Origin of the sequence: Curtobacterium sp. RIT-PI-V (assembly GCF_025642935.1) — a bacterium.
GTDB lineage: Bacteria > Actinomycetota > Actinomycetes > Actinomycetales > Microbacteriaceae > Curtobacterium.
In genome coordinates, this window is sequence record NZ_JANZKM010000019.1 from 1 (window position 1) to 12,786 (window position 12,786).

General features: G+C 71.0%; 11 protein-coding genes. 9 read left to right on the forward strand and 2 right to left on the reverse strand.

Going from position 1 to position 12,786, the window contains the following annotated elements; genetic code table 11:
- A partial coding sequence (locus tag OGL88_RS12235) for an isoprenyl transferase (RefSeq protein ID WP_276583203.1) occupies positions 1-737 on the forward strand: 737 nt, incomplete at its 5' end.
- A gap of 8 nt (positions 738-745) precedes the next feature.
- Here OGL88_RS12235 and OGL88_RS12240 read toward each other — a convergent pair.
- A complete protein-coding gene (locus OGL88_RS12240; RefSeq protein ID WP_263091546.1) occupies positions 746-1,729 on the reverse strand; it encodes a LysR family transcriptional regulator in 984 nt (327 codons plus the stop codon).
- A 70-nt stretch (positions 1,730-1,799) separates the two neighbouring features.
- On the opposite strand from OGL88_RS12240, the gene OGL88_RS12245 reads away from it, so the two are divergent.
- The 4 genes from OGL88_RS12245 to OGL88_RS12260 all read left to right on the forward strand — a co-directional run bounded on the left by OGL88_RS12245 (position 1,800) and on the right by OGL88_RS12260 (position 5,364).
- Complete coding sequence (locus OGL88_RS12245; RefSeq protein ID WP_263091547.1) at positions 1,800-2,855, forward strand: aminotransferase class V-fold PLP-dependent enzyme; 1,056 nt, start codon at positions 1,800-1,802, stop codon at positions 2,853-2,855.
- A gap of 107 nt (positions 2,856-2,962) precedes the next feature.
- Positions 2,963-4,348 (forward strand): glycine--tRNA ligase, encoded by a 1,386-nt coding sequence (locus OGL88_RS12250; protein ID WP_111085729.1) that lies wholly within the window; start codon positions 2,963-2,965, stop codon positions 4,346-4,348.
- Between the two features lie 75 nt (positions 4,349-4,423).
- A complete protein-coding gene (locus OGL88_RS12255; protein ID WP_263091548.1) occupies positions 4,424-5,158 on the forward strand; it encodes a DsbA family oxidoreductase in 735 nt (244 codons plus the stop codon).
- Complete coding sequence (locus OGL88_RS12260) at positions 5,155-5,364, forward strand: hypothetical protein (protein WP_263091549.1); 210 nt, start codon at positions 5,155-5,157, stop codon at positions 5,362-5,364. The genes OGL88_RS12255 and OGL88_RS12260 overlap by 4 nt, the downstream gene beginning before the upstream one ends.
- 118 nt (positions 5,365-5,482) lie before the next feature.
- On the opposite strand, the gene OGL88_RS12265 is transcribed toward OGL88_RS12260, so the two are convergent.
- Entirely contained in the window at positions 5,483-5,968 is a 486-nt protein-coding gene (locus OGL88_RS12265) for an aminoacyl-tRNA deacylase (RefSeq protein ID WP_205462244.1), read from the reverse strand.
- Positions 5,969-6,015: 47 nt separating this feature from the next.
- Here OGL88_RS12265 and dusB point away from each other — a divergent pair, with 47 nt between their 5' ends.
- The 4 genes from dusB to OGL88_RS12285 all read left to right on the forward strand — a co-directional run bounded on the left by dusB (position 6,016) and on the right by OGL88_RS12285 (position 12,683).
- Complete coding sequence (gene dusB / locus OGL88_RS12270) at positions 6,016-7,170, forward strand: tRNA dihydrouridine synthase DusB (protein WP_263091551.1); 1,155 nt, start codon at positions 6,016-6,018, stop codon at positions 7,168-7,170.
- The gene (locus OGL88_RS12275; RefSeq protein ID WP_263091552.1) at positions 7,167-8,498 is read left to right on the forward strand and encodes a deoxyguanosinetriphosphate triphosphohydrolase; all 1,332 of its coding nucleotides are present in this window, start codon (positions 7,167-7,169) and stop codon (positions 8,496-8,498) included. The genes dusB and OGL88_RS12275 overlap by 4 nt, the downstream gene beginning before the upstream one ends.
- A gap of 112 nt (positions 8,499-8,610) precedes the next feature.
- Positions 8,611-10,524, forward strand: a complete 1,914-nt coding sequence (dnaG, locus tag OGL88_RS12280) for a DNA primase (RefSeq protein WP_131846214.1) — start codon at positions 8,611-8,613, stop codon at positions 10,522-10,524.
- 527 nt (positions 10,525-11,051) lie between these two features.
- The gene (locus OGL88_RS12285) at positions 11,052-12,683 is read left to right on the forward strand and encodes an ABC transporter substrate-binding protein (RefSeq protein WP_263091554.1); all 1,632 of its coding nucleotides are present in this window, start codon (positions 11,052-11,054) and stop codon (positions 12,681-12,683) included.
- The last annotated feature ends 103 nt before the right edge of the window (positions 12,684-12,786 follow it).

Here is a 12,786-nt window from a genome sequence, read left to right on the forward strand (position 1 = left end):
CGCCTCCGGCGATCCCGGCCCGGTTCGTGCCGGACCACGTGGCGATCGTGATGGACGGCAACGGCCGGTGGGCCAACGGCCGCGGGCTCACCCGGATCGAAGGGCACAAGGCGGGCGAGGCCTCGCTGCTCGACGTCGTCGCCGGCGGGATCCAGATCGGTGTCAAGCACATCTCGGCGTACGCGTTCTCGACCGAGAACTGGAAGCGTTCGCCCGAAGAGGTCCGGTTCCTGATGGGCTTCAACCGCGACGTGATCCGTCGTCGGCGCGACCAACTGAACGAGTGGGGCGTCAAGGTGCGGTGGGCCGGACGCCGTCCTCGGCTGTGGCGGAGCGTCATCGACGAGCTCGACCGTGCCGAGCAGATGACCGCGGGCAACGACGTGCTCACCCTGACGATGTGCGTCAACTACGGCGGCCGGAACGAGATCGTCGACGCCGTGCGGGGGATGGCGGAGGAGGTCGCCGCCGGACGCCTGAAGCCGAGCCAGGTCACCGAGAAGGCCCTGGCGAAGCGGCTCTACGTGCCCGAGATGCTCGACGTCGACCTGTTCCTGCGGAGTTCGGGGGAGCAGCGCACGAGCAACTTCCTGCTGTGGCAGTCGGCGTACGCCGAGATGGTGTTCCTGGACCGCCTGTGGCCGGACTTCCGGCGCACCGACCTGTGGGGCGCGATCGAGGAGTACGCACGCCGCGACCGTCGCTACGGCGGCGCGGTCGACGCCCCGACGGCGTAGCGGGACCATCAGCCGGGCAGCGGCCCGTCGAGCAGGTGTGCCGCCGACCGCACCGCGTCCAGGGCCGCACGGACACTCGGGACGCGGTCGGCCCCTCGGGCGACGACGACCTCGACCCGTCGGGCCAGGTCGTCGTCCACGGGGTCGACCCGGACCTCAGCGGGGATCACCGTCGTCGCGAGCGCCAGCCGGGGGAGCAGGGCCACGCCGAGTCCGGCGGCGACGAGTCCCACCACCGCAGCCGCGTTGTCGGTCTCGAGCACGATGTCCGGGGTGAACCCGGCGGTCGCGCACGAGGCGAGCAGGTGGCCGCGACACCTGGGGCAGCCGCCGATCCAACGGGCGTCGCGGTGCGACGCGAGGTCCACGGCGCGGGAGCCGGCATTGGAGCCCGCGCCACCGGCGTCCACGGCACCGCCGCCCGGGTCTCCGGACGGTGTCACCAGGGCGAGCGGATCCCGCCCGAGTGCCCGCGTGACGAGCCCGGGGTCCGGGGCGGACCCGACCTCGTCGCCGACGTAGGTGAAGGTCAGGGCGACGTCGACCTCCCCGCTCCGCAGCAGGTCGAGCGCCTCGGGCGGTTCGACCTCGATGTACGACGTCGTCACGCCCGGAGCCGTCGAGGCAAGCCGGGCGAGCACCGCGGGCACGAGGGCCGAGGACGCGCTCGGGAACCCGGCGAGGCGCACTCGGCCACGGGTCAGGCCGCCGACGGCGTCGAGGTCCTCGCGCGCGGCGGTCAGTGCGGCCTGCACGTGCAGGGCGTGGTCCGCGAGCACCCGGCCGGCGTCCGTCAGGGTGGCGCCGCGCCCGCCGCGACCCTCCTGCCCGGACCGAAGCACCAGGGTGTGCCCGAGTCGCCGTTCGGCCCGGGCGAGCAACTGGCTCACCGCGGGTTGGCTCGACCCGAGTGCTGCGGCGGCGCGGGTGATCGATCCGCCGTCGGCCACGGCGCGGAGGACCCGGAGCAGCTGGGGATCGATGTCGTCCATCACGCGATGTTATCGGCTGTACAACGAACCCGGCCTGGTGTGATGGGGCACGAGCCGGGACGCTGTCCGCATGGACTCCTTCCCCGCTGGCCGTGGTTACCTCGCGGCGTGCACCGCCGGTCTGCCGACCCGGGCCACGCTCGCCGCACAGCGGGCCGACCTCGACGCGTGGTCCCGCGCCGAGACCTCGCCGGCCCACTACGGAGCGTTGGTCGAGGAGGGCCGCGCGTTGTTCGCCGCCCTCGTCGGGGTGCCGGTGACCCACGTGGCGACCGGCTCGCAGACCTCGGTGATGGCCGCGGTCGTCGCCGACGCCCTGCCGGACGGTGCCGAGGTGGTCGTCCCCGACGGCGACTTCAGCTCGGTCGTCTTCCCGTTCCTCGCCCAGGCGCACCGTGGCGTCCGCGTCCGGCACGTCCCGCTCGACCGACTCGCCGCGTCCGTCGGGTCCGACACCGCCCTCGTCGCGTGGTCCGCCGTGCAGTCCGCCACGGGCGCCGTCACGGACCCCCACCCGGTGGTCGCCGCCGCCCGGCGGGTCGGCGCCCTCACCCTCTGCGACCTCACGCAGGCAGCCGGTGTCCTGCCCGTCGACGCCGCACTGTTCGACGTGACGCTCACGCACGCCTACAAGTGGCTCTGCGCGCCGCGCGGCGTCGCCTTCACGACGCTCTCCGACACCGCCCTCGGTCGGCTCCGCCCGGTCCAGGCCGGCTGGTACGCCGGCGCGGACGTCTGGTCGTCCTGCTACGGCCCCGACATGCGTCTGGCCGACGACGCCCGTCGCTTCGACGTCTCGCCGGCCTGGCAGGCGTGGCCCGGTGCCGTGGCCGCGCTCGAGCACGCGGTCGCGCTCGACCAGCAGGCGGTCTGGAGGCACGCCACCGGTCTCGCGGACCGGCTGTGCGACGTTCTCGGGTCGCCTCGGCAGGGCGACGGGCAGGCGATCGTGACGTTCGCGGACGCCGACGGGTCGGCCCTCCGGGCACTCACCGCCGCCGGGATCACCGCGTCGGGGCGTGCCGGGCGACTCCGGATCGCGTTCCACCTGTGGAACGACGAGGTGGACGTGACCGACGTGGCGGACGTGCTGGTCGGGGTCGCACCCGCCGCGTCGCGATCGTGAGGGCGCACGGCGGACGCAGGGCGGGCCTCCCGGGCCACGAACGCCGGTAGTCTTGCCCGGACCGTTTCCGCACCGAGCACCCAGCTCGGCGACCTCTGGAGCACCCTTTGGCACAGCCCTCCCGTCTCGACAGCGTCATCGCCCTGGCCAAGCGCCGCGGCTTCGTCTTCCAGTCGGGTGAGATCTACGGAGGCTCCCGCTCCGCGTGGGACTACGGGCCCCTCGGTGTGGAGCTCAAGGAGAACATCAAGCGCCAGTGGTGGCAGCGGTTCGTCCGCGGCCGCGGCGACATGGTCGGCCTCGACTCCGCCGTCATCCTGCCCCGCAAGGTGTGGGAGGCCTCCGGCCACGTCGCGACCTTCACCGACCCACTCGTGGAGTGCCTGCACTGCCACCACCGGTTCCGTGAGGACCACCTGATCGAGGCGTTCGTCGCCAAGAAGGGCCGCGACCCCGAGGGCCGCATGGCCGAGATCGCCTGCCCGAACTGCGGCACCCGCGGTGAGTGGACCGAGCCCCGCGAGTTCTCCGGGATGCTCAAGACGTACCTCGGCCCGGTCGAGTCCGAAGAGGGCCTGAACTTCCTGCGCCCCGAGACCGCGCAGGGCATCTTCGTCGACTTCGCGCAGGTCGTGACGACCAGCCGCATGAAGCCCCCGTTCGGCATCGGGCAGGTCGGCAAGGCGTTCCGCAATGAGATCACGCCCGGCAACTTCATCTTCCGCACCCGCGAGTTCGAGCAGATGGAGATCGAGTACTTCGTGCCGCCGGCCGAGGCGGGCGAGCACTACGAGCAGTGGATCGCCGACTCGGTCGCGTTCTACACCGACCTCGGCATCGACCCGGAGAACCTGCGCCGCTTCGACGTGCCGGACGGCGAGCGGGCGCACTACTCCGACGCCACCGCCGACATCGAGTACCGCTTCGGGTTCACCGGATCGGAGTGGGGCGAGCTCATGGGCGTCGCGAACCGCACCGACTTCGACCTCAACAACCACATCGAGTCGTCCGGGCAGGACCTGCGCTTCTTCGACCAGGCGGCCAACGAGAAGTACGTGCCGTACGTCATCGAGCCGTCCTTCGGCCTGACCCGTGCACTCATGGCGTTCCTGCTCGACTCGTACCACGAGGACGAGGCACCGAACGCGAAGGGCGGCGTCGACAAGCGCACCGTGCTGCGGCTCGACCCGCGTCTGGCGCCCGTCAAGGCCGCGGTGCTGCCGCTGTCGCGCAACGAGCAGCTCTCGCCGGTCGCCCGCGGCCTGGCCGACGACCTGCGCAAGAACTGGAACGTGGACTTCGACGACGCCGGTGCGATCGGCCGTCGCTACCGTCGCCACGACGAGATCGGTACGCCGTTCTGCATCACCGTCGACTTCGACACGCTCGAGGACAAGGCCGTGACCGTGCGCGAGCGCGACACCATGGCGCAGGAGCGGGTCGCCCTCGACCAGCTGCAGGGCTACCTGGCGCAGCGGCTGCTCGGCGCGTAGGGACCTCGCGGGCGTCGCAATCGCCGGAACCAGGTTCTGCGGGAATGCGCGCGCGACGCCCGCGTTGGGATCAGCATGAACGACTCCGTGAAGGTCGATGTCTGGTCGGACATCGCCTGCCCCTGGTGCTACATCGGCAAGCGCAAGTTCGAGGCCGGCGTCGCCGCGTTCGGCGCCTCGGCGGACGGCCGACCCGTCGAGGTCGAGTACCACTCCTTCGAGCTGAGCCCGGACACCCCCGTCGACTTCGAGGGCACCGAGGCCGAGTTCCTGTCGGAGCACAAGGGCATGCCGGTCGAGCAGGCGCAGCAGATGCTCGACCAGGTCACCGGCATCGCGGCCTCGGTCGGGCTGGACTACGACTTCGAGGCCATGCACCACACGAACACCGTGAAGGCGCACCAGGTCATCCACCTCGCCAAGCAGCACGGCAAGCAGCTCGACATGGTCGAACGCCTGTTCACCGCTTACTTCGAGCGCGGCGAGCACGTCGGCGACGACGCGACGCTGGCCGACCTGGCCGCCGAGATCGGGCTCGACCGCGACGAGGTCCTCGCGACGCTCCGCGACGACTCGCAGCTCGCAGCCGTCCGCGCCGACCAGGCCCAGGCGCAGGCCTTCGGCATCAACGGCGTCCCCTTCTTCGTCATCGACGGCAAGTACGGCGTCTCCGGTGCGCAGGACCCGGCAGCGTTCGAGCAGGTGCTGACGCAGGTCGTCGCGCTGCGCGGGACGGCTCCGGACGAGGTCGCCTCGGCGACCGAACGCGCTGCGGACGACGCGAGCGCCGACGTGGCGGCGACCCGATGACGGGCGCGACGGTCACCGTCGGGGGTGGGGCGGGCCTCCCGTCCGCCACGTCGGTCCCGGACGCGATCTCCGGTCTGGAGGCGCGCCCCGGCCTGCTCACGCTGGTCACGCCCGGCGGTGCGCCGGTCTGCGACGGTGATTCGTGCCTGATCGACGCCGGATCGTTCGCCGGTGCCGAGGGCGACTGGACCGAGGTGCCGGACTGACGGCTGCGTCGGTCGCGCGCTGCGCGCTGGTGCCGTCGCGCCCCGTGCTGTCGTCGCGCCCCGACTCTGCGGGGCGCGACGGCTGTGCGGGGGCGCGATCCGTCGGTCGCCGGATCGATCAGTCGCGCTGCGGTTCCTCGTCGGTGATGTCGGCGACCGTCGCGCCGTACGCGGCGACCAGGTCGTCGGCATCGACGAAGGCGCTCGCGCCGTGCCGGCCCGCGCCGAGGGCGACCCGTCGACCGACGATGCGTTGGTCGGCGTAGACGGGCAGGTCGCCGGTCGCTCCGATGGGCGTGATCGTGCCGCGTTCGTAGCCCGACGCCTGGAGCGCGGCCTGCGCGTCGGGCATCGAGAGCTTGTTCACCCCGACGACGGTGCGGAGCTTCTTCCACGCGATGCTCCGTCCGCCCGGTACGAGCGCGAGCAGGAAGCCGCCGTCGTGGCGCTTCACGACGAGCGTCTTGACGATGTCGCCGGGATCGATGCCGAGCAGTTCGGCGGCCTGTTGCAGGGAGTCCGCGGCGGGGCGTTCGACGACCTCGACCGTCAGGCCGCGGGCTGCTGCGTCGGTGTCGAACCGGGTGCTGGCGTCGATCGTCATGTGGAGAACGCTACCGGCGAGCACCGACGTGGGAGGATGGAACAGGTATGACGATCACACAAGCCCCAGCACGGCCTCTGCGCATCGGCCCGATCGAGGTCGACGTGCCGGTCGTGCTCGCGCCCATGGCGGGCATCACGAACATGGCGTACCGCCGGCTCTGCCGCGAGTACGGCGCCGGTCTCTACGTCTGCGAGATGATCACCTCGCGCGCACTGGTCGAACGCACCCCCGTGTCGATGCAGCTCATCCAGCACCACGAGTCCGAGACCCCGCGGTCGATCCAGCTGTACGGCGTCGAGCCGAACACCGTGGCCGAGGCCGCTTCGATCCTGGTGGGCGAGGACCGTGCCGACCACATCGACCTGAACTTCGGCTGCCCGGTGCCCAAGGTCACCCGCAAGGGCGGCGGGGCGGCCCTGCCCTGGAAGACCGAGCTGTTCCGTGAACTCGTCACGAAGACCGTCCGCGCCGCGGGGAACGTGCCGGTCACCGTGAAGATGCGCAAGGGCATCGACGAAGACCACCTGACCTACCTCGACGCCGCACGCATCGCGCGGGACGCCGGCGTCGCAGCCGTTTCGCTGCACGCGCGCACCGCGAACGAGCACTACTCCGGGCACGCCGACTGGTCGGCGATCGCGACGCTGAAGGAAGCCGTCACCGACATCCCGATCCTCGGCAACGGGGACATCTGGTCGGCAGCCGACGCACTCCGCATGATCGACGAGACCGGCGCGGACGGCGTCGTCGTCGGGCGCGGGTGCCTCGGGCGTCCGTGGCTGTTCGGCGACCTGGCTGCGGCGTTCCGCGGCGAAGGGCTGCGGTACATGCCGACCCTGGGCGAGGTGGCCGACGGGTTCCGTCGGCACGCCGAACTGCTCGTCGAGTTCTTCGGCTCCGAAGACCACGGCTGCCGCGACGCCCGCAAGCACGTGGCCTGGTACTTCAAGGGGTACCCGATCGGCAGCGACGTGCGGTCCGGTCTCGCGCTGTCGTCGAGCCTGCAGGAGATCGACGACCTGCTCGGCCAGCTCGACCGCGACGCACCGTACCCGGGCGAGGGCGCCGAGGGCCCCCGTGGTCGCTCCGGCAACCCGAAGCGCACCGCCCTGCCCGACCGCTGGCTCGAGTCCCGCGACGTCGACAGCGAGTTCCGCAAGGTCCTCGCCGCCGCCGAGCTGCACCACAGCGGCGGATGAGCGCCACCGCCTCGTACGGCCCGGCCGACGCCGAGCGCTGGCTCCCCGAAGAGCACGGCAACCGCCGATCGGACTTCGCCCGTGACCGCGCCCGGTTGCTGCACTCCAGCGCGCTGCGCCGTCTCGCCGCCAAGACCCAGGTGCTCAGCCCGACGACCGGTCTCGACTTCGCCCGCAACCGCCTGACCCACTCGCTCGAGGTGGCGCAGGTCGGTCGCGAGCTCGCGGACTCGCTGGGCCTCGACCCCGACGTGGTGGACACCGCGTGCCTGGCGCACGACATCGGCCACCCGCCCTTCGGCCACAACGGTGAGACCGCCGTCAACGCCTGGGCCGCCGGCATCGGCGGGTTCGAGGGCAACGCGCAGACGCTCCGGCTGCTCACCCGGCTCGAGCCGAAGGTGTACGGGCTCCGTCCGGGGTCGGGCGCCGCTGCCGGGGCTGGCGCGGGGGCTGGCGCTGGCGTCGAGCGTCCCTTCGGGCTCAACCTGACGCGCGCGTCGCTCGACGCCAGCTGCAAGTACCCGTGGCCGGCTGCGCAGGGCGTCTCCGAATCGTCATCGGGTCGGACCAAGTTCGGCTTCTACGACGACGACCACGACGCCTTCGAGTGGCTCCGTGCCGGGGCGCCCCGGCGGCAGCGGTGCATCGAGGCGCAGGTCATGGACCTGTCCGACGACATCGCGTACTCGGTGCACGACTTCGAGGACGCCGTCGTCGCCGGGTTCATCGACGTCGCGGCGCTCGGCGACCGGGTCGGCGAGAACGACATCGTCACCGCGATGCACGCGTGGGTGGGCGACGACCTGAGTCGTGAGGAACTGCTCGAGGCGTTCGACCGCCTCCGGGCCCTGCCGCTCTGGATGACCTCGTACGACGGGTCCCGGCGCGACGCGGCACACCTGAAGAACCTGACCTCGCAGCTGATCGGCCGCTTCGCGCGGACGGCGACGGCCGCGACCCGCGAGTCCTACGCCTCCGGGTCCCTGGTCCGGTTCGCGGCGTCCGTGGTGACACCGCCCGAGATCATCGGCGAGATCGCGGTCCTCAAGGGCATCGTAGCGGCGTTCGTGATGACGCAGGGCGACCGGCAGCCCGTGTACGAAGACCAGCGTCGGATCCTGACCGAGCTGCTCGACGCCCTGGCGGCGTCGGGTGCGTCGGACCTCGAGCCGGGCTTCGCGGCCGACTGGCGTGCGGCGTCCGACGACGACGGGCGGCTCCGCGCCGTGGTCGACCAGGTCGCGAGCCTGACGGACCAAGGGGCGATCGCCTGGCACCGTCGGTTGGTCGTCGGCGAGCGGGAAGCCGTCCACATACCGGTGTGAGCGGGGCCTCGGCGGTTCGTCCACGTCGCGGGTCCGCGGTCGGCCTCGGTGGCTCGTCCACGTCTCGGGTCCGCGGTCGGCCGAGGTCGGTCCCACGAACTAGGATCAGAGGGTGGCTGGCAGGATCGCGCGGAACGACATCGACGAGGTCCGCTCGCGTGTCAACATCGCCGACGTCGTCGGCGACTACGTCACGCTGAAGAACGCGGGCGTCGGCTCGATGAAGGGGCTCTGCCCCTTCCACGACGAACGGTCTCCGTCGTTCCACGTCCGGCCCCAGGTCGGCCGCTACCACTGCTTCGGGTGCGGCGAGGACGGCGACGTCTTCAGCTTCATCATGGCGCAGGACCACACCACCTTCGCCGAGGCCGTCGAGCGCATGGCCGCGAAGATCGGCTTCACCCTGCACTACGAAGAGGGCGACGGGCCGCGCACCGACTACAACACCCGCGCCCGGCTGATCGCCGCCAACGAAGCCGCGCTCGAGTTCTACACGGCGCAGCTCACCACCGCCGCGGCGGACCCCGCACGGCGGTTCCTGGGGGAACGCGGGTTCGACCCCTCGGCGGCGCAGCACTTCGGTGTCGGCTTCGCCCCGAAGTCGTTCGACATGCTCAAGGACCACCTGCGCGGTCGGGGCTTCACGCTCGAGGAACTCACCTCGGCCGGGCTCGTCAGCCAGGGCGACCGATCGCCGTACGACCGGTTCCGCGGGCGCCTCATGTGGCCGATCCGCGACGTCACCGGGGCGACGATCGGGTTCGGTGCCCGTCGCCTGCTCGAGGACGACAAGGGGCCGAAGTACCTCAACACGCCCGAGACCCCGATCTACCACAAGAGCCAGGTGCTCTACGGGCTCGACCTGGCCCGCCGCGACATCTCGAAGCAGAAGCAGGTCGTGATCGTCGAGGGCTACACCGACGTCATGGCCTGCCACGTCGCCGGCATCACCACCGCGGTCGCCACGTGCGGCACCTCGTTCGGCGTCGACCACATCAAGGTGCTCCGCCCGATGCTCGGCGACCTGGCCGGCGCCGACCCGAACGCCAACGGTGAGGTCGTCTTCACCTTCGACCCGGACGAGGCCGGACAGCGTGCCGCATCCCGCGCCTTCGCCGAGGAACAGCGGTTCGCCGCCCAGACCTTCGTCGCCGTGGCGCCCGGTGGCCTCGACCCGTGCGACCTCCGGCTCGCCCGCGGCGACGACGCCATCCGCCGTCTGATCACGAACAAGCGCCCGATGTTCGAGTTCATGATCCGCCGCACGTTGGAGGGCCACGACCTCGAGACGGTCGAGGGCCGCGTCAGCGCTCTCCGCGCCGCCGCGCCCGTGCTGGCCGGCATCCGCGACCGCTCGCTCACGCAGGGTTACGTCCGCGAGCTCGCCGGCTGGCTCGGCATGGACATGCCCGAGGTCCGTCGATCGGTCGAGACCGCGCGTCGGCGTGCGGGGTCGACGGACGATCGGTCAGGAGGCCCGGGGCGCGACGGTCGCGCCGGTCACGCCACCGACGGGGCCGGTGTGGTCGAGGAGCCCGTCGCCGGGATCCGCTCGCTGCCGAACGACCCGATCAGCCGCATGGAGCGCGACGCCGTCATGGCGATGGTGCAGCAGCCGACCTCGGTCGGAGCGCCGCTGCTCGGGCTGGCCGCCTCCGCCACGTTCTCGGCGCCGATGCTCGCCGTCGTGCGCGACGCCGTGGTCGCCAACGTCGACGTCATCGGGGCGGGGGACTGGCTCGACCGGTTGCTCGCCGACGTGCCGACCCCGTTGCGCACCCTGACGCACGAGCTGGCCCTGGCACCGATCCCCGCCCGCAACGCCGAGGACCTCGCCGCGTACTGCCGGAGCATCGTCGTCGCCCTGGTCGAGCGGGACCTGCTCGCCCGCAAGGCCTCGCTGCTCGGACAACTGCAGCGTGCGGACCCGCACGAGCAGGCCGAGCGGCGTGCCGAGATCCAGCGGCAGCTCGTGGACATCGACGCGCAGCGCATGCGGCTCCGCGCCGACGCCGAGGCGTCCTAGCCCCTCGCCGCCCGAGTGCCGGGCGCCTGGCGCGCGGCCGTGTTGGGCGTCGAGTGGTCGCAAGTCGTCGACTGGCCTGTGGTCGGCCGACGGGACGTGACCGCTCGGGGAGGGACGGGCGGTGTGTCGTGACCGGTCGGCGGGCGCGAGGGACGGGGCCGACGCGGGGCGAGCCTCCAGGCCGGACGTGCCGCGTGTTGGGCGTCGAGTGGTCGCAAGTCGTCGACTGGCCTGGGTCCGGCCGACGGGACGTGACCGCTCGGGGAGGGACGGGCGGTGTGTCGTGACCGGTCGGCGGGGGCGACCACCCAGGTTGCAGCGCGCAACATTCGTGTGCGGCGCCGGGGCGATGCGCACGGATGATGCATCACGCGACGGGTGCTTGCATTACAGCGGTGTAAACAAATCGCTCCCGGTTCGATCTGTTCCGTGACAGGGTGATACCAATGAGCGTTCCTGGCCGGGCACACAGACGTACCACCCGCCGGCCAGGACACTTGCACCCATCTTCAAGAGAGGCATCGAACATGGCATCCGTGTTCAAGAAGCACACAGCCACGTGGGGCAGGCGCGGCATCGCGCTCGGCGCCGGAGCAGCAGCGACGGCGCTGGTGCTGACCGGCTGCGCGAGCAGCAGCGTGAGCGACACCGAGCTGAACGGCCTGAGCATCGGGACGACGGACAAGATCACGTCCCTCGACCCGGCCGGCTCCTACGACAACGGCTCCTTCGCCGTGCAGAACCAGGTCTTCCCGTTCCTGATGAACACGCCCGTGGGCAGCCCGGACGTCGAGCCGGACATCGCCACGAAGGCGGAGTTCACCAGCCCGACCACGTACGAGGTCACGCTCAAGGACGGCCTCGAGTTCGCCAACGGCAACAAGCTCACCTCGAGCGACGTGAAGTTCTCGTTCGACCGCGAGCTCAAGATCAACAACGAGAACGGCCCGCAGTCGCTGCTGGCCAACCTCAAGAGCATCGACACCCCGGACGACACGACCGTGGTGTTCAACCTCGACCACGCCGACCAGACCTGGCCGCAGGTGCTCTCGAGCCCCGCTGGCCCGATCGTCGACGAGGACGTCTTCAGCGCGACGAAGCTCACCAGCGCCGACGACATCGTCAAGGGCAAGGCGTTCGCCGGGCAGTACCAGATCAGCTCCTACAAGGAGAACCAGCTGATCCAGTACAAGACCAACCCGAAGTACGACGGCCTGCTCGGCAAGGCGAAGACGTCCGAGGTGACGGCCAACTACTACACCAAGGAGACCGACCTCAAGCTCGCCGTGCAGAAGGGCGACGTCGACGTGGCGTACCGCTCCCTGACACCGACCGACATCTCGGACCTGCGCAAGGACGACAAGCTCAAGGTCACCGACGGCCCCGGCGGCGAGATCCGCTACGTGGTCTTCAACTTCAAGACGCAGCCGTTCGGCACCGGTCAGGACGACGCCGATGAGGCGAAGGCCCTCGCCGTCCGCCAGGCCGCTGCTGACGTGGTCGACCGTTCCGCCCTGGCGAAGGAGGTCTACAACGACACCTTCACGCCGCTGTACTCGATGGTGCCGGACGGCCTCACCGGTGCGGTCCAGCCGTTCAAGGACATGTACGGTGACGGCGACGGTGGCCCCGACGTCGACAAGGCGAAGAAGACCCTCGCCGACGCCGGTGTCTCCGGCAAGGTGCAGCTCGACATCCAGTACGCGCCCGACCACTACGGTTCGGCCTCGGACGACGAGTACGCGCTGCTGAAGACGCAGCTCGAGGACTCGGGCCTGTTCACCGTCAACATCCAGTCGACGGTCTACACGACCTACGCCCAGGAGCGCACGAAGGACGCGTACCCGGAGTACCAGCTCGGCTGGTTCCCGGACTTCTCCGACGCCGACAACTACCTGTCGCCGTTCTTCACCAAGGAGAACTTCGTCCAGAACCACTACGACGACTCGGTCATCCAGGACCTCATCGCGAAGGAGCAGGCGGAGTCCGACCCGGACAAGCGTGCCGACCTGATCGAGCAGGCCCAGGAGCGCGAGGCATCGCAGATCTCGACGCTGCCCCTGCTGCAGGGCAAGTCCGTCGCCGTCGCCGGCAAGGACGTCAAGGGCCTGACCCTCGACGCCTCGTTCAAGTTCCGGTACGCCACCCTCAGCAAGTAGCACCACGCCCCTCGCGCAGGCCGCGGGCGTTCCCACGAGGAACGCCCGCGTGCCTGCGCACCGGCATGAAAGGCACCCCTCCCCGTGACCCTGAGCACCCCCG

What these genes read in the sequence shown, in the direction of transcription:
- OGL88_RS12275 (WP_263091552.1), top strand. Translation starts at nt 7,167, where the DNA reads ATGAGCGCCACCGCCTCGTACGGCCCGGCCGACGCCGAGCGCTGGCTC.
- OGL88_RS12240 (WP_263091546.1), bottom strand. Translation starts at nt 1,729, where the DNA reads ATGGACGACATCGATCCCCAGCTGCTCCGGGTCCTCCGCGCCGTGGCC.
- OGL88_RS12245 (WP_263091547.1), top strand. Translation starts at nt 1,800, where the DNA reads ATGGACTCCTTCCCCGCTGGCCGTGGTTACCTCGCGGCGTGCACCGCC.
- OGL88_RS12265 (WP_205462244.1), bottom strand. Translation starts at nt 5,968, where the DNA reads ATGACGATCGACGCCAGCACCCGGTTCGACACCGACGCAGCAGCCCGC.
- dusB (WP_263091551.1), top strand. Translation starts at nt 6,016, where the DNA reads ATGACGATCACACAAGCCCCAGCACGGCCTCTGCGCATCGGCCCGATC.
- OGL88_RS12255 (WP_263091548.1), top strand. Translation starts at nt 4,424, where the DNA reads ATGAACGACTCCGTGAAGGTCGATGTCTGGTCGGACATCGCCTGCCCC.
- OGL88_RS12260 (WP_263091549.1), top strand. Translation starts at nt 5,155, where the DNA reads ATGACGGGCGCGACGGTCACCGTCGGGGGTGGGGCGGGCCTCCCGTCC.
- OGL88_RS12285 (WP_263091554.1), top strand. Translation starts at nt 11,052, where the DNA reads ATGGCATCCGTGTTCAAGAAGCACACAGCCACGTGGGGCAGGCGCGGC.